Raw genomic sequence first — 19,023 nt, 5'->3', positions numbered from 1 at the left:
TTGGTTGATGTGGCTGTACTCCGGTTTGAGGTCCCCCGGGGTCTGCTCGAGTGGGTGGCGCGGCCGTGCCTCGGGCCGGGGGGGGGCGGGGGGGGGCCCCCCCCCCCGGGGGCGGCGGGGGCGGGAATCCCTACGCCAGCCCCCGCCGGGCAACCGCCGGCTCCCGCCACCCCGCGATCGCCGCCACCATGTCCACCACCTGCCGCGTCTCGGCGACCTCGTGCACCCGGTACACCTGCGCCCCCAACCACATCGACACGGCGGTCGTGGCCAGCGTCCCGACCACCCGCTCCTTCACCGGCTTGTCCAGCGTCTCCCCCACGAAGTCCTTGTTGGACAGCGACACCAACACCGGCCACCCGGTGTCCACCATCTCCCCGAGCCGCCGCGTCGCCTCCAGACTGTGCCGCGTGTTCTTCCCGAAGTCGTGCCCGGGATCGATCAGCACCGACTCCCGCGGCACCCCCAGCGCCACCGCCCGCTCGGCCAGCCCCAGGGTCACCCGCAGGATGTCGGCCATCACGTCGTCGTACGCCACCCGGTGCGGCCGGGTCCGCGGCTCGGCCCCGCCCGCGTGGGTGCACACCAGCCCCACCCGGTAGCGCGCGGCGACCTCCGCGAGCCGCGGGTCGACACCGCCCCACGCGTCGTTCAGCAGGTCCGCGCCCGCCTCGCACACCGCCTCGCCGACCTCGTGCCGCCAGGTGTCGACGCTGATCACGACGTCGGGGAAGCGCCGCCGCACCTCGGCCACGAACCCGACGGTCCGCCGCGCCTCCTCCTCGGCGCTGACCTCCTCGCCGGGCCCGGCCTTCACCCCGCCGATGTCGATGACGGCGGCGCCCTCGGCCACCGCCTGCTCCACGCGGGCGAGGGCGGGCTCGTCGCGGAAGGTCGCCCCCTGGTCGTAGAAGGAGTCCGGGGTCCGGTTCACGATCGCCATGATCACCGGCTCGCGCGGGTCGAACTCCCGCCTGCCCAGCCTGAGCATCCCCTGTGACCTCTCCTCGCCCGAACGTCCTGGTCCTCGGCCCTTACAGCCGCCTGCGACCCTAACTGTCAGAGTCGCATGGCACGATCGGACCCTGACGCATTCGGGCACCGGCACCGCCGCCGGTGACGGAATGCCGCGGTTGGCATGGTTGGCACGGATGTCGGACTCGGAGCGTGGGGCCTCGCGATGGTTATGTTCTTGTTCCTGGTGGTCGCGCTCGTCGTCGTGGTCGGCGCGGTGACCCTCGCCGTGGTGGGCGGCGGGGAGAGTGACGGTCCGCTGCCCGAGGTGGCGCCGGAGCGGCTGCACGACATGCTCCCGGAGGACCGCCCGGTCAGCCGCTCGGACATCGACGACCTCCGCTTCCCGCTCGCCGTGCGCGGCTACCGCATGGCGGACGTCGACGACGCCCTGAACCGCCTCGGCGCCGAACTCGCCGAGCGGGACGCCCGCATCGCCGACCTGGAGACCGCGCTGACGGGGGCCAGGGCCGCCGCCCGCGCCGACCTGCACAAGTCCGAGCCCGAGGAGCGGCAGTGAGCGACGGAGTGGCCCTGGCGGGCCCGGACGGCGGGCTGCGCTGCCCCTGGGCCGTCTCCACCGCCGACTACGTGACGTACCACGACGAGGAGTGGGGGCGCCCGGTCCACGGCGACGACGCCCTCTTCGAGCGGCTCAGCCTGGAGGCCTTCCAGTCCGGGCTGTCCTGGATCACCATCCTGCGCCGCCGCCCCGGCTTCCGCGCCGCGTTCGCTGACTTCGAGATCGGCAAGGTGGCGGCCTTCACCGACACCGACCGCGAGCGCCTGCTGGCGGACGTGGGCATCATCCGCAACCGCGCCAAGGTGGACGCCACCCTCGCCAACGCGCGCGTGCTGGCCGACTGGGAGCCGGGCGAGCTGGACGAGCTGATCTGGTCCCACGCCCCGGACCCGGCCACCCGCCCGGTCCCGAAGACCCTCGCCGACGTGCCCGCGGTCACCCCCGAGTCGACGGCGCTGTCGAAGGCCCTGAAGAAGCGGGGCCTGCGCTTCGTCGGCCCGACGACGGCGTACGCCCTGATGCAGGCGTGCGGACTGGTGGACGACCACCTGGAGACCTGCGTGGCACGGACCGCCGGGGCCGGAGCCGAGGCCACCGGAGCCGAGGCCACCGGAGCCGGGACCGGCGGCGCCTGACCCCGGCCGGGGCTGGCGTGGGCCCGCTCAGCGGCCCAGGTACTTCGGCTTCTCCTTGTTGACGAACGCCTGGACCGCGATCGCGTGGTCCTGCGACGCGCCCGCGCGGCTCTGGAGCTCGTCCTCCTTGTCCAGGGCCTCGTCGAGCGAGTGGGTGAGGGCGTAGGCCACGGACTCCTTCAGCGCCGCGTACGCCAGCGTGGGGCCCTCGGCGAGGGCGCGGGCCACCCGCTCCGCCTCCGCGCGCAGGTCGGCGGCCGGGACGACCCGGTTGGCGATACCCAGCTCGTACGCCTCCTGCGCCTTGACCGAGCGCGGGAAGAGCAGCAGGTCGGCGGCGCGGCCGGGGCCGACCACCCGGGGGAGCGTCCAGGAGATCCCGGAGTCGGCGGTCAGGGCCACGCCCGCGAAGGACGTGTTGAAGGCCGCCGTGTCCGCGACCACCCGGTAGTCCGCGGCGAGCGCGAAGCCGAAGCCCGCCCCGGCCGCGACCCCGTTCACCGCGGCGACGACCGGCTTCGGCGCCCCGGCGAGCGCCCGCACGATGGGGTTGTAGTGCTCCTTCACCGTGCTCATGGTCTGCCCCGAGCCGGACTCCCGGTCGGCGGCGAGCAGCCCGATGTGCTCCTTCAGGTCCTGGCCCACACAGAACGCCCGGTCACCGGCCGCGGTGAGCAGCACCGCCCGTACGGCGTCGTCGCCCGCCGCGGACCGTACCGCGTCCCGCAGGGCGACCTTGGTCGCGACGTTCAGCGCGTTCATCGCCTCGGGGCGGTTCAGCGTGATCGTCGCGAGCCCGTCGCCCACCTCGTAGAGCACGGTGTCGGCCATGGCACATCCCCTCTGGTCGGATCGGTCGTACCCGTCGGTATGTCCTTGTTCGAAGGACAGCATGACGGAGATCGCGGACCCTGGACCGTTCCCCGCGTGTGAGCTGCGTCAAAGATTTCGAGCCGGTTTCTGGCCGGGCGAAGTCCGTGCGGCGGCGCAGTATCGCAGTCACATCGCCGAATTGAGTGGTTTTGCTCGCACGCGTTGTCCAAGCGATGCCGACTGATGTTGGTCATCGGGTCGTGGGATGCGGGATAATGGCTGGGAAGCAATGTGTTCGATGCCGGTGTCGCGCGTCCCCTTCAGAGGACGGCGCGTGCCCTTCAAGGGGCCGTCGGCTTTGACGATGAGCTGGTTTCAGGAAGGGGAACGAGCATGGCGGCCATGAAGCCGCGAACGGGTGATGGCCCGCTCGAGGTGACCAAGGAGGGGCGGGGCATCGTCATGCGCGTTCCGCTCGAAGGCGGCGGTCGACTCGTCGTCGAGCTGACCCCTGACGAGGCCGACGCACTGGGCGACGCCCTCAAGAAGGTCGTGGGCTGACGCGCGCGAGCGTCCACACCCTTTCAGCCGCCCCGGCACCGAAACGCAAGGTTCGGTGCCGGGGCGGCTGCTTGGGTCCCCGGGTCCTCAGCGTTTGACGGCGCACAGCAGGCCGTCGCCCACCGGCAGCAGCGACGGCACCAGCTCCTGGCTCTCGCGTACCGTGCGCAGCAGCTCGCGCAGCCGCAGCACCTCGGAGGGCTGCGGCCCGGAGTCGACCGTACGGCCGCTGGCGAAGACGCCCTCGAAGACCACCAGGCCGCCGGTCCGCAGCAGGCGCAACGATTCAGCGAGGTAGTCCAGTACCTCGTGCCGGTCACCGTCGCAGAAGACCAGGTCGTACCCGGCGTCCGCCAGCCGCGGCAGGACGTCCAGCGCGCGGCCCGGGATGAACCGGGCCCGGTTGCTGGCGAAGCCGCAGGCGCGGAACGCCTGCCGGGCGAACTGCTGGTGCTCGGGCTCCGGGTCGACGGTGGTGAGCACGCCGTCCGGCCTCATGCCGTGCAGCAGGTGGATGCCGGAGACCCCGGTGCCGGTGCCGATCTCCGCGACGGCCTTGGCGTCCACGGAGGCGGCCAGCAGCCGCAGCGCGGCGCCCGTGCCGGGCGACACCGAACGCAAGCCTGCCTCCCGGGCCCGGTCCCGGGCCCAGTGCAGCGCTTCGTCCTCGGCGAGATAGGCGTCGGCGAACGCCCAGCCCGTCTGCCCGTTGCCGGTAATGACCCTCTCCTGTCCCCGTGGTTGCCTGGGCGTGACTGTATCCGTTGCCGCCGGGAACCCGCAGATGGGACCGGGCGTTAAAAGGGGCAGGAGACGACAGCGGGGGACACGGTTGGATCACGACATGGAGCGGGGTCGCGAGCAAGTGCTGACGCAGCCGCATCAGCGGGACCAGCTCAGATCAAATTCTCGTAAAACCGCTTATCCGGAGCTAACGGACGAGGTGGCTATGGTAGGGGCTCCACTGGACACCACCAGAGCCAACAGGGGAGGTGCGGCTGCGCCTGGGGATCGGGGAGGAGTGCTGCGGCGCTTCCTCGGATCGGCGGGCAGGCCGAAATCCGTGACTGAGACCGCTGCTGACCCCGGCCACGCCGCCGACCGCGACCGGACCGCGACCTTCTCCACCGACGCGGACGGGCAGGCGTGGACTCCGCCCACCTGGGAGGAGATCGTCAGCACGCACAGCGCCCGCGTCTACCGGCTCGCCTACCGCCTCACCGGCAACCAGCACGACGCCGAGGACCTCACCCAGGAGGTCTTCGTCCGCGTCTTCCGCTCCCTGTCGACGTACTCGCCGGGGACGTTCGAGGGCTGGCTGCACCGCATCACCACCAACCTCTTCCTGGACATGGTCCGCCGCAAGCAGCGCATCCGCTTCGACGCCCTCGGTGAGGACGCGGCGGAGCGTCTGCCCAGCCGCGAGCCCTCCCCGCAGCAGGTCTTCAACGACGCGCACTTCGACGCCGACGTCCAGCAGGCCCTGGACACCCTCGCCCCCGAGTTCCGCGCCGCGGTCGTCCTCTGCGACATCGAAGGACTGTCGTACGAGGAGATCGCCGCGACCCTCGGCGTCAAGCTCGGCACCGTCCGGTCCCGGATCCACCGTGGCCGCTCGCAGCTGCGCAAGGCCCTCGCGCACCGGTCACCCAAGGCGCGCGCCGAGCGCCGCCCCTTCGCGGCCCGCGTTCCCGCACTGGGAGGAGGGGGCGCGTCCGCGTGAGTGGATCACGGCCGAAATCCGTCGGGGAGCGCCTCGCGGACCAGCATCTGGGAGACCGGCTCGCCGCCCTCGTCGACGGCGAACTCGGTCATGACACGCGTGAGCGCGTGCTGGCGCACGTGGCGACCTGCCCGAAGTGCAAGGCGGAGGTCGACGCCCAGCGCCGTCTGAAGAACGTCTTCGCGGAGGCCGCCCCGCCGCCGCCGTCCGAGAGCCTGCTGGCCCGCCTCCAGGGGCTGCCCGGGGGAGGTGACACCGACGCCACGGGAGCGCCGCCGTACGGGGGAGGCCTCCCCGGTGGCCTGCCCGGAGCGCCGGGGGCCACCGGGATCTTCGGTGTGAGACGGGGCGAGCGGTTCGAGTTCGGGTACGTGCCCGCCCGCCCGCACGGCCATGACCCGCTGCTCCCGTCCGGTACGTCCGCCCAGCGGGGTTTCCGCCTCCACGACGTCAGTCGGCACGAGGCCGAGCGGGCCGCGTCCCGCGGGCGCCGGTTCGCCTTCGTCGCCGCCGGAGCGGTGTCGCTGGCCGCGATCGCCCTCGGCGGCGTCACCACCGGCGCCCCCGGCGACACCACCGACACCCGCACCGGTCCGGGCGCCGGCAGCAACGTCACGCCGCTGCGCAGCCCCGGCACCGGCGTCGCGGCCGTCCCCGAGAACCAGCGACGGCGCGGGTCGAGCCCGCTGTTCGCGCTGGGCCAGGGCGGCCAGCGGTCCCTCGGCGAGACGCCGACCGCCCCGGCCACGGTGTCCGCGCCGCTGATGCCCGGGGCGCCGACGGACACCGCCGAGCGGGAGCGCACGCTGCACCACCTCACGGCGCCCGTGGTGGCCGGCGCGGTCGCGATCTCCCCGCTGATACGCCCGCTGGCGAGCATCCCGCCCGTCGAGCTGACCTCCTGGGCCACCGCGCCCGGGAACGCCACGTCGGGCCTGCTCGCCGCGCCTGGCCCCGAGGTGATGTCCTCCCCGTCGCACCCCGTCTCGTCGGCCGTCACCTCGTCCGCCACGGCACCGGCCGCGTCCCCGGTCACGTCGCCGGTTTCGTCCTCCGGCGGTTCGGTCCGCTGACCGGCCCCTGCGCGTCCGCACGGGAACCTGGTTGAATCCAGGGTGGGCCGCGCCCCTGGCATGATCGCCGGGCGCGGAGTCGACGAACCGCGGCCACCACCGACGAGCCGTGCCGCGGTCAGCTGTGGGGAGAGCATGAACGACGGGAAGCCCACGCAGAGCCCGGCCGGTCTCCCTGAGGGGACCGACACGGGCCCGGGAGCGCTGAGGGACGGCGACTTCGAACTGGAGCGCCCGGTTCCGGCCGGGGGCGACTTCGAGCTGCGCAAGCCGGAGGAGCCCGCGGCGGAGACGGCCGGGACGGCCCCCGCCGACGCCCCCCGCCCCCTGCACGACCCCGACCCCTACAGCACCCCTCCGTACGGCGAGCCCGGCCCCTGGGCGCCCGCACCACCGGTCCAGCACCCGGCGACACCGGCACACGGGACGACGACCGCACCGATGCCCACCCAGGCGCGGCTGCCGACGCCCGGGCCCGAGGGGCCAGCGCCCACACCGGCGCTTCCCGGCGCCCCTGGCATCCCCGGCGCCCCTGACACCCCGAGCGCTCCTGGCGCCCCCGGCATTCCGAGCGCTCCGGGCGCCCCCGGCATCCCCGGAGCCCCCGTACCGCCCCAGCCCACCGCCCCCGGCGCCCCCGTAGCCCCACCCTCCGGAGCCGCTGACGCGCCCCCGGAGGACCCCTGGCGCCGCTACGACCCCTGGGCCGTCGGCGGGCCGGGCGCCGCTTCCCCCACCCCCGTGGAGAGCACGCCGAGCCCCCGCCGGAAGGTGCGGAAGCCGCTGGTCCTCGGAGCCGTGCTGCTCGCGCTGGTCTCCGGAGGCGTCGGCGGCGTCATGGGGACGTATCTGGAGCGCAACGGCGGCGTCGGGACCATCGAGCTGCCGCAGGCCGGGAAGGAGCCCGCGGGGCGGGACCCGGGCAGCGTCGCCGGGATCGCCGCGCGGGCCCTGCCCAGCGTCGTCACGCTGCACGTCACCGGCGACGACTCGGGCGGCACCGGCACCGGCTTCATCCTCGACAACGAGGGGCACATCCTCACCAACCACCACGTCGTGGACCCCGCGGGCGACGACGGTGAGATAACCGTCACCTTCCACAGCGGCGACACCGCCGACGCGGAACTCGTCGGCGGCGACAGCGGCTACGACCTCGCCGTGGTCCGGGTGCGCGGCGTCAAGGGCCTCCAGCCCATGCCACTCGGCAACTCGGACAACGTCCAGGTCGGCGACCCGGTCGTCGCGATCGGCGCTCCCTTCGACCTGGCCGGGACCGTCACCTCCGGCATCATCAGCGCCAAGGAGCGGCCCATCACGGCGGGCGGCGAGAAGGGCGACGGCAGTGACATCTCCTACGTCGACGCCCTCCAGACCGACGCCCCGATCAACCCCGGCAACTCCGGCGGCCCGCTGCTCGACACCCGCGGCCGGGTCATCGGCATCAACTCCGCCATCCGCAGCGCCGACAGCGGCTCCGACCTGGAGGGCGGCCAGGCCGGTTCCATCGGCCTCGGCTTCGCCATACCGGTCAACCAGGCCCGGCGCGTCGCCGAGGAGCTGATCAACACCGGCCGGGCCGCGCACCCCGTCATCGGCGTCACCCTCGACATGGACTACAGCGGAGACGGAGCCCGCGTCGGCACCGAGGGCCGCGACGGCAGCGCCGCGGTCACCCCGGGCGGCCCCGGCGACCGGGCCGGTATCAAGCCGGGCGACGTGATCACCGAGATCGACGGCCAGCGCGTCCACTCCGGCGAGGAACTGATCGTCAAGACCCGCGCGCACCGCCCCGGTGACCAGCTTGAACTCACCGTGGAACGCGACGGCGCGGAGCGGACGATCTCCCTGGTGCTGGGTTCCTCGGACGGTGACTGACGGCCTCCGGCGGCGGCCGGGCGACCTGACGCGAACCTCACGGCCGGGCCGCCCGATCCGCCTCCGAGCCCCTTCCGGCCAGGCAAACATCCGGAAAACCGCTCACATACACGCCTTCGGAGGTCACGGGACGGTACCGGTCGGACGGGATCGCCGGGTACCGTGGAGCCCGCCCGGGACATGGCAAGGAGCTTCAGGTGTTCAATGACATAGGACCGCTAGAGCTGGTGACGCTCGTCGTCCTCGCCGTGCTCGTCTTCGGTCCGGACAAGCTCCCCAAGGTCATCCAGGACGTGATGCGCACCGTCCGGAAGATCCGTGAGTTCTCCGAGAGCGCCAAACAGGACATCCGGCAGGAGCTGGGTCCGGAGTTCAAGGACTTCGAGTTCGAGGACCTCAACCCCAAGACCTTCATCCGCAAGCAGCTGGACAACGACGAACTGGGGCTCAAGGAACTCCGCAACGGCTTCGACCTGAAGAAGGAGATGGCCGAGGTCACGGACGCGGTGCACGGCCGCGACGGCGACACGTCGTCGTCCTCGTCGACCTCGCCCAAGTCGTCGCCGTCGTCCTCGTCGTCCCCGTCTTCCGGTGGCACGGTCGACATGACCAAGAAGCCCGACGAGCGCCCGCCCTTCGACGCGGACGCCACCTGAGCCGACACCCCCGCCCCGGCGCGCGTCCGGCCTGAACCCGCCGCCCGAACGCCCCACGCGCCGGGCGGTTTCCCGGCTGCCGTCAGCGGTGTGGATATGCTGCCGAGTTGTTGTGCGGACCGTACTCCGAGGAGCGACGCCGCCCGAAGGGGGGCGGGCCGCCCGGTCCGACGAGAGCGAGGAGGCGTCCGGGCAGATGGAGACGACGAGTCAGGCGGTCGAGCAGGCGCCGACCGCGGAGGGCGGCCAGCAGGCCGCCGCCGCGCGGCGCACGGTCGACGGCTACCTGCGCGCGTCCTTCCCGTGGTACGGCCTCGATGAGGCGTTCACGGGGCCGCGCTGGCTGATGCAGGTCGGCACGGCGGCCGACGGAACCGTGGCACACGGTTCGATCGGGCACGGTGACGAGCCCGTGGTACGCGCCGAGGTGACGGCGGAGGAGCGCGAGCGGTTCGCGGTCGTGGTGACGGTCGCCGCCCACCCCGTACGGCGCAGCGCGGACGGTACGGGGCTGCTGGAGGCCACCTCGGTCTCCTCGGCGGCCTGGCTCGCCGGGGTGGGGCTGCTGTCCTTCACCTGGCCCGGCCAGATGGACCACACCCTGCGCGACGACTGGCTGGACCAGCAGACCGAGACGGCGTGGGCGCTCGCCGACGACCTCGACGGGCCGGAGTGGTCCACGCTGTCCCTGCCGGTGGACGGCGTGCCCACACCGTTCCACTACCGGGAGTCGGAGTTCGGCTGGGTGCTGGCCGGGTCCACGGAGCAGGGGGTGCACGTGGGGGCGTACGGCAGGGGGATGAGCGCCTACGGGATCGGCTTCGCCGTGGTCAAGGACATCGAGCAGTACGCGTAGCTCCGCTCGGGGCGCCGGTTCGATGGTCGGCGCCCCTTCAACGGTGCGGGCTGCGCCCCTCGGGGCCTACGGCGCGCCCGCGTCAGAGCGTCAGAACTTGTTCCGCGGCGTGATCCCCAGCGACAGCCCCGCCAGGCCCCGCTGCCGTCCGCCCAGCTTGCCCGCGATGTCGCGCAGGGCCGAGCCCGCGGGGGAGTCGGGGTCGGTGAGGACGACCGGCTTGCCCTCGTCGCCGCCCTCGCGGAGGCGGACGTCGATCGGGATGGAGCCGAGGACGGGCACGTTGGCGCCGGTGGTGCGGGTGAGGCCCTCGGCGACCGCCTGGCCGCCGCCGGTGCCGAAGACGTCGACCATCTCGCCGCAGTGCGGGCACGGCAGCCCCGACATGTTCTCGACCACGCCGACGATCTTCTGGTGGGTCTGGACAGCGATGGAACCCGCCCGCTCCGCCACCTCGGCGGCGGCCTGCTGCGGGGTCGTCACGACCAGGATCTCGGCGTTCGGGACCAGCTGGGCCACGGAGATGGCGATGTCACCGGTGCCCGGCGGCAGGTCGAGCAGCAGGACGTCCAGGTCGCCCCAGTACACGTCCGCCAGGAACTGCTGGAGCGCCCGGTGCAGCATCGGACCGCGCCACACCACCGGCGTGTTGCCCGGCGTGAACATCCCGATGGAGATGACCTTCACGCCGTTCGCGGACGGCGGCATGATCATGTTCTCGACCTGGGTCGGCAGGCCGTCGGCGCCCAACATGCGCGGCACGGAGTGGCCGTAGATGTCGGCGTCGACGACACCGACCTTCAGGCCGTCCGCCGCCAGCGCCGCCGCCAGGTTCACCGTCACCGAGGACTTGCCGACGCCGCCCTTGCCGGACGCCACCGCGTACACACGGGTCAGCGAGCCCGGCTTGGCGAACGGGACCTCGCGCTCGGTCTGGCCGCCGCGCAGGGCGTTCGCCAGCTCCTTGCGCTGCTCGTCGCTCATCACGTCCAGGGTGACGTCGACCCGCGTGACCCCGTCGAGCCGCGAGACCGCGTCGGTCACGCGCTGGGTGATGGTGTCCCGCATGGGGCAGCCGGAGACCGTCAGGTACACGGTGACCGCGACCGCTCCGTCCGCGCCGATCTCCACCGATTTGACCATCCCGAGTTCGGTGATGGGTCGGTTGATCTCGGGGTCGTTCACCGTCGCCAGTGCCTCGCGCACCGCGTCTTCCGTAGCCATAGGGACGATGGTACGGCGCCCCGCGCGTGCCCCGAGAGTCCCGTCAGCGGTCGCGTACGTCACGCCCCGGTGACCGTTCCGCCGGGAATACGCGTTGCCCGGTATGTCCGTGGTGCCCGTCGTGGCCGTTGGCGCGTTCCTCCAGCTCCTTCATCACGTCCTGCAACTCGGAGCGGATCCAGTCCCGGGTGGCGACCTCGCCCAGCCCGATGCGCAGCGCGGCGATCTCCCGGGTCAGGTACTCGGTGTCGGCGATGGACCGCTCGTTCTGCTTGCGGTCCTGTTCCAGGTTGACCCGGTCGCGGTCGTCCTGCCGGTTCTGCGCCAGCAGGATCAGCGGGGCCGCGTAGGACGCCTGGAGGGACAGCGCCAGGGTCAGGAAGATGAACGGGTACTCGTCGAAGCGCGCGCCGGGCGGGGCGACGATGTTGTACAGCACCCAGGCGATGATGACGACCGTCATCCCGACCAGGAACCGCCCGGTGCCGATGAACCGGGCGATGCGCTCCGACAGCCGCCCGAACGCCTCCGGGTCCCACTCGGGGAGCAGCCGCCGGCGCGGCGGGCGCGGCTGGTCGAGGCGGGGCCGCCCGCGGGCGGTCGCGGTGGCCCCGGCCGGGGCGCGCTCGCGGCCGGGGTCGCGCTCAGGAGCCACCGGCGCCCACCCCCTCGTCCAGGTGGAACTCCGTCTCCCGCCAGTCCTCGGGCAGCATGTGGTCCAGTACGTCGTCCACGGTCACCACGCCGAGCAGCGACCCCGACTCGTCCACGACGGGCGCCGCGACCATGTCGTACGCCGCGAAGAACCCGGCGACGAGCGGCAGCTCCGCGTCCGGGGCGAGCGGCTGGAGGTCGTCGTCGATGACCGAGCTGACCAGGGTGTACGGCGGGTCGCGCAGCAGCCGCTGGAAGTGCACGGTGCCGAGGTACTTGCCGGTCGGGGTCTCGTCGGGCGGGCGGCAGACGTACACCTGGGCGGCGAGGGCGGGGGAGAGGTCGCGGTTGCGGACCCGGGCGAGGGCGTCGGCGATGGTGGCGTCCGGCCGCAGCACGATCGGCTCGGTCGTCATCAGCCCGCCCGCGGTGTGCTCCTCGTACGCCATCAGCCGCCGCATGTCGGCCGCGTCGGCGGGCTGCATCAGGCTCAGCAGCCGCTCCTGGTCGTCGGTGGGAAGCTCGGCGAGCAGGTCGGCCGCGTCGTCGGGGTCCATGGCCTCCAGGACGTCCGCGGCGCGCTCCTCCTTCAGCTTGCCGAGGATCTCGATCTGGTCGTCCTCCGGCAGCTCTTCGAGCACGTCGGCCAGACGGTCGTCGTCGAGGGCGGCGGCGACCTCGGCGCGGCGTTTGGGGGAGAGGTGGTGCAGGACGTTCGCGAGGTCGGCGGGGCGGAGCTGTTCGAAGGTGGCGAGCAGGCTCTCGGCGCCCTGCCCGTGCTCCTCCAGCGAGAAGCCGCTGACCGCCGACCACTCGACGGTGAGCGTCTCGCCCCTGGCGCGGCGGAAGGCGCCGCCCTTCCTGCCCTTGCGGACGAAGACGCGGTCGATCTCCCAGTCCCGGCGCGCGGGCAGCTGCTGCACCGACAGGTCGAGGACGGTGACCTCCTCGTCGGTCTCGACGAGCCGCACCCGCCGGTCCAGCAGCTCCCCGAAGACGAGGCGCTCGGTGGGGCGCTGCTCGAAGCGCCGGACGTTGAGCACGCCGGTGGTGATGACCTGGCCGGACTCGATGCCGGTCACCCGCGTCATGGGCAGGAAGATCCGGCGCCGGGTGGCGAGTTCGACGACCAGTCCGAGCACCCGCGGCGGACGCCGTCCGACGCGCAGCATGACGACGAGGTCGCGGACCCGGCCCACCTGGTCGCCGTTGGGATCGAAGACGGGGATCGCGGCGAGGTGGGAGACGAAGATCCGAGGGGCGCCCGCTGCCATGTGCCGCGCCTCCTTCTCCTGGCGAATCGCTGACGTGTTCCTGGCGTGCCTTCCGCCTACTCCCCTTTTTCCTCTTTGTCCCGCTCGCGTGGGCTTCAGGCTAGCCCGTCCCGATCGGCCCCGCCTCGGTGAGCGGTCCGGACGGACTGGCTCCGGCTTCCGCGCGGGGCACCGGTACGCTGCGTACGCCGCTGAACGAGACGTCGGAAAGGCAGCCTCACCTGTGACCGCGATGCCCCAGGTCCGTCACCGCAGCCGTACCGCCCTGACCGGCGGGATGTGCGCACTGGCCGTCGCGGGCACGCTGCTGACGGGGTGCGGTGACAAGGACCCGGACGCGGGCACGAACGGGGTGGGCAAGCTGCCCCCCGAGAAGATCCAGGCCAAGACCCTCGCCGCCGCCGGTTCCGTGGACGCCGTGCACCTGGCCGGGACGGTCGTGGCCAGCGGGCGCACGTACGAGCTGGACATGCGCCTGAAGCCGGACGGCGGCACCGGCTCGGTCACCGCGCAGGGGGCCACCTTCCGGCTGCTGCGGGTGGGTGACCAGCTGTTCCTGATGGCCGACGCGGACTTCTGGAACAGCGAGAACGGCGAGAACGGCGAGAAGGGCAAGGGCGGCGACGGCAAGGGCGACGCGGACGACGCCGCCACGGGGGAGAAGCTCGACGGCAAGTACGTGAAGGTGCCCGAGAAGGACCCGTCGTACCAGCGGTTCAGCACGTTCACCGACAAGGACGTGCTCCTGGACAGCCTGCTGACCCTGCACGGCGCCCTGGCGACCGACGGTCACCACGAGCAGTCCGGTGTCCGCACCATCCGCATCACGGGCGACCAGGGCTCCGGCGGCACCCTCGACGTCTCCCTGGAGGGCAGGCCGTACCCGCTGCGCCTGGTCCGCGGCGGCGACGCGGGCACCCTGAGCTTCTCCGAGTGGGGCAAGGACTTCGCCCTCAAGGAGCCCACGAAGGACGAGACGGTCGACTACGGCCAACAGCTCCCGACGTCCTGAGAGCGCGGCCCGGAGCGCGGCCTAGGACTGCTTCCCGCGGCGCTTCAGCAGCAGCCGCGGCAGCCCGGCCGGAACCGGCCGCCGGGTCGTCGCCGGGCTCGGCAGCGGCGCCTCGGCCAGCGAACCGTCCGGCAGGGGCGCGGTGCCGCCGGTCGGCTCCAGCCGCAGCACCCGGCACTCACGCCGCCAGCGGTCGGGCATCGCCTCGCCGTCCGGGGCGTTGAGGCGCTTGCCCTTCAGGTCGGCGACCGCCGCGGTCCACGCCTCCGAACCCGGCGCCAGCTCCACGACCCGCGCCGTCCAGCTGACGAGCCGTCCGCCCTTGTCCTTGCTGCGGACGGTCACCTCGGCGTCGGCGCCGTCGGTCAGCCCCGGCAGCGGCTGCTCGCCCGGTCCGTCGCCGACCACACAGGCCGCGCCCTCGTGCCACACGTGCCACAGCCCCCGGGCGGCGGGCGCGCCGGCGCCCCGCACCCAGACCAGGCCGGACTTCTTGGTGGCCTCCTCCACGAGCGCCCGCTCCAGCAGCTGTCCAGTCATGAGCCCAGCCTAGAACCCCTACAGCCAGCCGTTGCGCTTCAGGGTGCGGTGGATGCCGACGCAGATCACCGCCGTGACCCCGAGGACCAGCGGATAGCCGTACCGCCAGCCCAGTTCGGGCATGTGCTCGAAGTTCATGCCGTACACCCCGCAGACCATCGTGGGTACGGCGATGATGGCCGCCCATGAGGTGATCTTCCGCATGTCCTCGTTCTGGGCGACGGACGCCTGGGCGAGGTTGGCCTGGAGGATGGAGTTGAGCAGCTCGTCGAAGGCGGTGACCTGCTCCTGCACCCGGGCGAGGTGGTCGGCGACGTCCCGGAAGTACTTCTGGATGTCGGGGTCGACCAGCCGCATCGGCCGCTCGCTCAGCAGCTGCATGGGCCGCAGCAGCGGCGCCACCGCCCGCTTGAACTCCAGCACCTCACGCTTGAGCTGGTAGATCTGCCCGGCGTCGGAGCCGCGCGGGGTGCCCTTGCGGCCCGGCGAGAAGACCTCCGTCTCGACCTCGTCGATGTCGTCCTGGAGGGCGTCGGCGACCGCGATGTACCCGTCGGTGACATGGTCGGCGATGGCGTGCAGCACCGCCGAGGGGCCCTTCTCCAGCAGCTCCGGGTCGTCCTGGAGCCGGTGCCGCAGCGCGCGCAGCGAGCCCTGCCCGCCGTGCCGGACGGTGATGAAGAAGTCCCGCCCGGTGAAGCACATGACCTCGCCGGTGGCGACGACCTCGCTGCTGGCGGTCAACTCGTCGTGCTCGACGTAGTGGACGGTCTTGAAGACGGTGAACAGGGAGTCGTCGTACCGCTCCAGCTTGGGCCGCTGGTGCGCCTGGACGGCGTCCTCCACGGCCAGCGGGTGCAGCCCGAACTCGCTGGCGATGTCGGCGAATTCGGCCTCGGTCGGCTCGTGCAGCCCGATCCAGGCGAACCCCCCGTCGCGGCGCACCTGACGCATCGCCTCCTGCGGCGTCAGCGGCCTGGCGGACTCCAGCCGGGCCCCGTCGCGGTAGACGGCGCAGTCCACGACGGCCGAGGGGCTCGCGGGGTCGCGGGTGGAGTCGTACTCGCCCGTGTCCTGGCGCGGCGCGGGACGGGAGGGACGGACCACGGCACGCAGGTCGCGGATCATCGACATGGCGGGCTCCTTCGCGGGCGAGCAACGCAAGGTCGCCTCGACGGGTGGAACTGCCCGGAATGGGGACGTCCTGACTTCGGGATGTTTGGCACGTCCACAAAGCGGGGAGCACCGCACCGTCACGGTGGCGAGCTTCGCTGCTGACTGAGATCAGGCAGATCAGGCAAGACTCAAGACTCAAGCAAGGCGAGACGAAGTGCTCTTCCGGAGCGAAGGCGAGCGGAGAGCCGCGAGAGGCGGGAAGGCCGGGGCAGCGAGAGCAGCTGGGTTCAGCAGCCGGAAGAACGAGTGGTACTACCAGGTCGACTTCGATCCATGACAGCCCCACCTCCTCCGGCCGGTCCCTCGTAAGGGAGTTCCTTCGGCGTCGGGCTGATGCGCGACGCTGCCGCGTGCTGCCCGACCACCGGCCAAGAGTATCAGCCGACAGAAGTGTCAAGACGCTGCTTTGCCCGGTGCTGACGAGATCTATGCTCGCCGCATGACTGATGTTCTTCCCCTCGTCGAGGCCCGGTTGCGCACCGCGCTCGGCGAACCGGACGCCCGCGCCGCGGTCACCTTCCTCGGTACGGACCGTGTCGAGGTCCTGCGGTTCCAGGAGGGGGACGTCGTCCGCTACGCCACGCTCGGCATGTCCGCGCAGCCCATGGCCGACCCCACGGCGGTGCTCGCCGACCCGGTCCGGGGGCCGCGCGCCGAGCTGCTGCTGTCGGTGCGCGGTGGGCGCGCCGACACCGACAAGGTGCTCCGCCCGCTCGCCGTACTGGCCGCGTCCCCGCAGGTCGAGGGGGTCGTGGTGGCCCCTGGTGCCTCCCTGGACGTGGGTGAACCGCTGTGGCCCGGCGCCCCGTTCACCTCGGTGCTGGTCGCCGAGCCGGGCGGCCTGGTCGAGGACCTGGAGCTGGACGAGCCGCTGGACCCCGTGCGCTTCCTGCCGTTGCTGCCGATGACGCCCAACGAGGCCGCCTGGAAGCGGGTGCACGGCGCGGCGGCCCTCCAGGAGCGCTGGCTGACCCACGGCACGGACCTGCGCGACCCCGCCCGCGGGTCCGTACCGCTGGAGTGACCCGTCTCACGGACGGGCGTGCGGCGGCGGTCAGTTGGCGAAGACGCCGACCCCGTCCTCGGCCGCGTGCCGCGTCCGGAGCCGCTCCGCCTCCGTGCCGAGCGCCCGCCGGCGTACGACGACGAGCGCGCCGAGCACGGCGGTGACGGCGCCCAGGAACGGGACGCGCGCGTCGGTCCACTCCTCGATCTCCGGCGCGAAGCAGGGCGCCGCGGCCGCGGCGAACCAGCGCACGAAGCTGTAGCCCGCGCTCGCCACCGGGCGCGGCGCGTCCGGCACGCCGAGCGCCGGTTCCGTGTGGGGAGACCCGGCTGGCGGTGACGGCGAGGCCGGTGGCGATGGACGGCAGGATCGGGTCGACGAGTCCGGTGCCCGTGAAGGCGACGACGGACGCGCCCGCCGCCGCCCAGACGGCCTTCGGCTGCCGCAGGACGCCGCCCGCTCCCGCGTCGACGGGGTCCATGTGTGCTCCCGTCCAGACCGGTGGTGCGTGCACCTACTAAGTTGGCTCGGCTAATTAATGCAACAGGCACGCATGTCCTTCGCGGACACGCAGCGGAGACGTTCCCTCCGGACGGGTGATCGTCCTTGACGTGGCGGGGCGCGGGTAGGACCGTGGGGCCCTATGAGGGGCGAACCCAGTTGCCCGAAGTGTGGTGGCCGGGTCAGGGCTCCCGGCCTCTTCGCCGATTCCTGGCACTGCGATGCCCATGGCACGGTGTATCCGGTGCAGCCCGTGATCCCGCCCAGCGTCGAGGCCCTCGGCGTCGTCGTGCACCGCACGCGGGTACCCGTGTGGATGCCGTGGCCGCTGCCGGTCGGCTGGCTGCACACCGGCGTGGCCAGCGCGGGCGACGACCGCAGCGGGGGACGTGCCTCGGCGGTGGCCTGCACCGGACCCGGACCGCTGGGCGGCGTGGGTGAGCTGATCCTGGTCGCCGAGGAACTCGGCGTCGGCCTCGGCGCCCGCTACGCGGGCCTGGACGGCCCGGACCCGGGGCCGTACATGGACGTCGGGAAACCCGCCCAGGCCAAGGTCCTCGCCGCCGGCCGCCCCACCCCGCTCTGGCTGGTCTCCGGCACCCCCGGCGACCGTGCCGTGTTCGCGGGCGAGGCGCTCGGGATGTGGCTGTGGGCGGTCGTCTGGCCCGAGCAGTCCGGGCTGCTGATGTACGACGAACTGGTGCTGACGGACCTGCGGGACGCGGGCGCGGAGGTCGAGCTGGTGCCCTGCGGGGCGTTGTCGCCGCGCTTGCTCGAGCCGTAGGGCGCCTACGCGGTGGGGTGGCCCGTGTGGCTGCGCGGGCGCGGGACCCGTCGTGGCGGGGCGCGCGGTTCCCCGCGTCCCCGTCCGTCGTCATCTCGGCGTCGGTAGGGGGTGAACGTCGGGTTCGGGTGTGACAAGGGGGGTTGGGGAACCGTTAGTATCAGATGTCCTCGTCTGTTCCGTCACCGCTTGGAGTCCGCGTCGTGCGCATCGACCTGCACACCCACTCCAACGCATCCGACGGTACGGACAGCCCCGCCGAGCTGGTGCGGGGCGCCGCCGCGGCCGGGCTCGACGTCGTCGCGCTGACCGACCACGACACCACCCGGGGGTACGCCGAGGCGGTCGCCGCGCTGCCCGAGGGGCTCACCCTCGTCACCGGGGCCGAGCTGTCCTGCCGGGTCGGCGGCGTCGGTATGCACCTGCTCGCCTACCTCTTCGACGCCGAGGAACCCGCGCTGCTCGCCGAGCGCGAGCTGGTGCGCGACGACCGCACCCCACGGGCCAAGGGCATGATCGCCAAGCTGAACGCGCTGGGCGTGCCGGTCACCTGGGAGCAGGTCGCGCGGATCGCGGGCGACGGCTCGGTCGGACGGCCGCACGTGGCGTCCGCGCTGGTCGAGCTGGGTGTCGTACCGACGGTCGGCGACGCCTTCACCGAGCAGTGGCTGGCCGACGGCGGCCGGGCCTACGTGGAGAAGCACGAGACGGACCCGTTCGAGGCGATCCGGCTGGTCAGGGGCGCGGGCGGCGTGACCGTCTTCGCGCACCCGGGCGCCGCCAAGCGCGGGCGGACCGTCCCGGAGTCCACGATCGCCGAGCTGGCCGCCGCGGGCCTCGACGGCATCGAGGTCGACCACATGGACCACGACCTCGACACCAGGGCGCGGCTGCGCGGGCTGGCGAAGGAGCTGGGACTGCTCGTCACCGGCTCCAGCGACTACCACGGCAGCCGCAAGACCTGTGTGCTCGGCGAGTACACCACGGACCCCGAGGTCTACGGCGAGATCACCCGGCGGGCGACGGGGGCGTTCCCGGTGCCCGGGACCGGCGGGGCGGCCTGAGCCCCGTAGCTCCCGTTCTGTCCTCCTGATCTCCTCGCCCTCTTCCACCGCAAGGCCAG

The 19,023-nt window shown here is 72.8% G+C and carries 20 protein-coding genes and 1 pseudogene; 12 read left to right on the top strand and 9 right to left on the bottom strand.

Going from position 1 to position 19,023, the window contains the following annotated elements; all coding sequences use genetic code 11:
- Positions 1–130 precede the first annotated feature (130 nt).
- Complete coding sequence (gene folP / locus ABZ659_RS08760) at positions 131–991, bottom strand: dihydropteroate synthase (protein WP_360215063.1); 861 nt, start codon at positions 989–991, stop codon at positions 131–133.
- A gap of 195 nt (positions 992–1,186) precedes the next feature.
- Here folP and ABZ659_RS08755 point away from each other — a divergent pair, with 195 nt between their 5' ends.
- Together ABZ659_RS08755 and ABZ659_RS08750 are read left to right on the top strand one after the other, a co-directional pair.
- Positions 1,187–1,534 carry a DivIVA domain-containing protein gene (locus ABZ659_RS08755; RefSeq protein ID WP_360215099.1) on the top strand — a complete coding sequence of 116 codons (348 nt, stop codon included), beginning with the start codon at positions 1,187–1,189 and terminating at the stop codon, positions 1,532–1,534.
- Positions 1,531–2,172 carry a DNA-3-methyladenine glycosylase I gene (locus tag ABZ659_RS08750; protein WP_360215060.1) on the top strand — a complete coding sequence of 214 codons (642 nt, stop codon included), beginning with the start codon at positions 1,531–1,533 and terminating at the stop codon, positions 2,170–2,172. Before ABZ659_RS08755 ends, ABZ659_RS08750 begins: the two co-directional genes overlap by 4 nt.
- Before the next feature lie 27 nt (positions 2,173–2,199).
- On the opposite strand, the gene ABZ659_RS08745 is transcribed toward ABZ659_RS08750, so the two are convergent.
- The gene (locus ABZ659_RS08745; RefSeq protein ID WP_360215057.1) at positions 2,200–3,003 is read right to left on the bottom strand and encodes an enoyl-CoA hydratase-related protein; all 804 of its coding nucleotides are present in this window, start codon (positions 3,001–3,003) and stop codon (positions 2,200–2,202) included.
- 375 nt (positions 3,004–3,378) lie between these two features.
- Between ABZ659_RS08745 and ABZ659_RS08740 the strand changes: the two genes are divergently transcribed.
- Positions 3,379–3,546 carry a DUF3117 domain-containing protein gene (locus ABZ659_RS08740; protein WP_003966491.1) on the top strand — a complete coding sequence of 56 codons (168 nt, stop codon included), beginning with the start codon at positions 3,379–3,381 and terminating at the stop codon, positions 3,544–3,546.
- Positions 3,547–3,633: 87 nt separating this feature from the next.
- Here the strand turns inward: ABZ659_RS08740 and ABZ659_RS08735 are convergent, their stop codons facing one another.
- Complete coding sequence (locus tag ABZ659_RS08735; RefSeq protein ID WP_360215096.1) at positions 3,634–4,332, bottom strand: O-methyltransferase; 699 nt, start codon at positions 4,330–4,332, stop codon at positions 3,634–3,636.
- 163 nt (positions 4,333–4,495) lie between these two features.
- Here ABZ659_RS08735 and sigE point away from each other — a divergent pair, with 163 nt between their 5' ends.
- The 5 genes from sigE to ABZ659_RS08710 all read left to right on the top strand — a co-directional run bounded on the left by sigE (position 4,496) and on the right by ABZ659_RS08710 (position 9,729).
- Positions 4,496–5,269 (top strand): RNA polymerase sigma factor SigE, encoded by a 774-nt coding sequence (gene sigE / locus ABZ659_RS08730; protein ID WP_360215054.1) that lies wholly within the window; start codon positions 4,496–4,498, stop codon positions 5,267–5,269.
- A complete protein-coding gene (locus tag ABZ659_RS08725; RefSeq protein ID WP_360215051.1) occupies positions 5,266–6,342 on the top strand; it encodes a zf-HC2 domain-containing protein in 1,077 nt (358 codons plus the stop codon). The genes sigE and ABZ659_RS08725 overlap by 4 nt, the downstream gene beginning before the upstream one ends.
- Positions 6,343–6,477: 135 nt before the next feature.
- Positions 6,478–8,217: a trypsin-like peptidase domain-containing protein gene (locus ABZ659_RS08720; RefSeq protein ID WP_360215048.1), complete on the top strand. Its 1,740-nt coding sequence runs from the start codon at positions 6,478–6,480 to the stop codon at positions 8,215–8,217.
- A gap of 197 nt (positions 8,218–8,414) precedes the next feature.
- Positions 8,415–8,873 (top strand): sec-independent translocase, encoded by a 459-nt coding sequence (locus ABZ659_RS08715; RefSeq protein WP_360215045.1) that lies wholly within the window; start codon positions 8,415–8,417, stop codon positions 8,871–8,873.
- A 196-nt stretch (positions 8,874–9,069) separates the two neighbouring features.
- Positions 9,070–9,729: a hypothetical protein gene (locus ABZ659_RS08710; RefSeq protein WP_360215042.1), complete on the top strand. Its 660-nt coding sequence runs from the start codon at positions 9,070–9,072 to the stop codon at positions 9,727–9,729.
- Positions 9,730–9,819: 90 nt separating this feature from the next.
- Here the strand turns inward: ABZ659_RS08710 and ABZ659_RS08705 are convergent, their stop codons facing one another.
- From ABZ659_RS08705 to ABZ659_RS08695, 3 genes are read right to left on the bottom strand one after another with little or no spacing between them, the layout of a single operon-like run.
- Positions 9,820–10,953 carry an Mrp/NBP35 family ATP-binding protein gene (locus ABZ659_RS08705; protein WP_360215039.1) on the bottom strand — a complete coding sequence of 378 codons (1,134 nt, stop codon included), beginning with the start codon at positions 10,951–10,953 and terminating at the stop codon, positions 9,820–9,822.
- Between the two features lie 43 nt (positions 10,954–10,996).
- Positions 10,997–11,608, bottom strand: coding sequence for a DUF1003 domain-containing protein (locus ABZ659_RS08700; RefSeq protein WP_360215036.1), 612 nt, complete (start codon positions 11,606–11,608; stop codon positions 10,997–10,999).
- A complete protein-coding gene (locus ABZ659_RS08695) occupies positions 11,598–12,881 on the bottom strand; it encodes a CBS domain-containing protein (protein ID WP_360215033.1) in 1,284 nt (427 codons plus the stop codon). The genes ABZ659_RS08700 and ABZ659_RS08695 overlap by 11 nt, the downstream gene beginning before the upstream one ends.
- A 223-nt stretch (positions 12,882–13,104) precedes the next feature.
- Here ABZ659_RS08695 and ABZ659_RS08690 point away from each other — a divergent pair, with 223 nt between their 5' ends.
- On the top strand, positions 13,105–13,893 hold the full coding sequence (locus ABZ659_RS08690; RefSeq protein WP_360215030.1) for a hypothetical protein: 789 nt from the start codon (positions 13,105–13,107) through the stop codon (positions 13,891–13,893).
- A gap of 21 nt (positions 13,894–13,914) precedes the next feature.
- Here ABZ659_RS08690 and ABZ659_RS08685 read toward each other — a convergent pair whose 3' ends face one another.
- Positions 13,915–14,433: a hypothetical protein gene (locus tag ABZ659_RS08685; RefSeq protein WP_360215027.1), complete on the bottom strand. Its 519-nt coding sequence runs from the start codon at positions 14,431–14,433 to the stop codon at positions 13,915–13,917.
- 18 nt (positions 14,434–14,451) lie between these two features.
- The gene (locus ABZ659_RS08680) at positions 14,452–15,567 is read right to left on the bottom strand and encodes a magnesium and cobalt transport protein CorA (RefSeq protein ID WP_360215024.1); all 1,116 of its coding nucleotides are present in this window, start codon (positions 15,565–15,567) and stop codon (positions 14,452–14,454) included.
- Between the two features lie 481 nt (positions 15,568–16,048).
- On the opposite strand from ABZ659_RS08680, the gene ABZ659_RS08675 reads away from it, so the two are divergent.
- Entirely contained in the window at positions 16,049–16,633 is a 585-nt protein-coding gene (locus tag ABZ659_RS08675; RefSeq protein ID WP_360215021.1) for a suppressor of fused domain protein, read from the top strand.
- Positions 16,634–16,663: 30 nt separating this feature from the next.
- On the opposite strand, the pseudogene ABZ659_RS08670 reads toward ABZ659_RS08675, so the two are convergent.
- A pseudogene (locus ABZ659_RS08670) lies at positions 16,664–16,933 on the bottom strand (MFS transporter); the annotation flags it as partial.
- A 325-nt stretch (positions 16,934–17,258) separates the two neighbouring features.
- On the opposite strand from ABZ659_RS08670, the gene ABZ659_RS08665 reads away from it, so the two are divergent.
- Both ABZ659_RS08665 and ABZ659_RS08660 read left to right on the top strand, forming a co-directional pair.
- The gene (locus ABZ659_RS08665) at positions 17,259–17,900 is read left to right on the top strand and encodes a DUF6758 family protein (protein WP_360215018.1); all 642 of its coding nucleotides are present in this window, start codon (positions 17,259–17,261) and stop codon (positions 17,898–17,900) included.
- A 203-nt stretch (positions 17,901–18,103) separates the two neighbouring features.
- Positions 18,104–18,964 carry a PHP domain-containing protein gene (locus ABZ659_RS08660; protein WP_360215015.1) on the top strand — a complete coding sequence of 287 codons (861 nt, stop codon included), beginning with the start codon at positions 18,104–18,106 and terminating at the stop codon, positions 18,962–18,964.
- Positions 18,965–19,023 lie beyond the last annotated feature (59 nt).

Source organism: Streptomyces sp. NPDC006997 (assembly GCF_040635175.1).
In the GTDB taxonomy this organism is placed as follows: Bacteria; Actinomycetota; Actinomycetes; order Streptomycetales; family Streptomycetaceae; genus Streptomyces.
The sequence above is the reverse complement of the archived record's forward strand: the minus strand, read 5'-3'. Positions and strand labels throughout refer to the sequence as shown.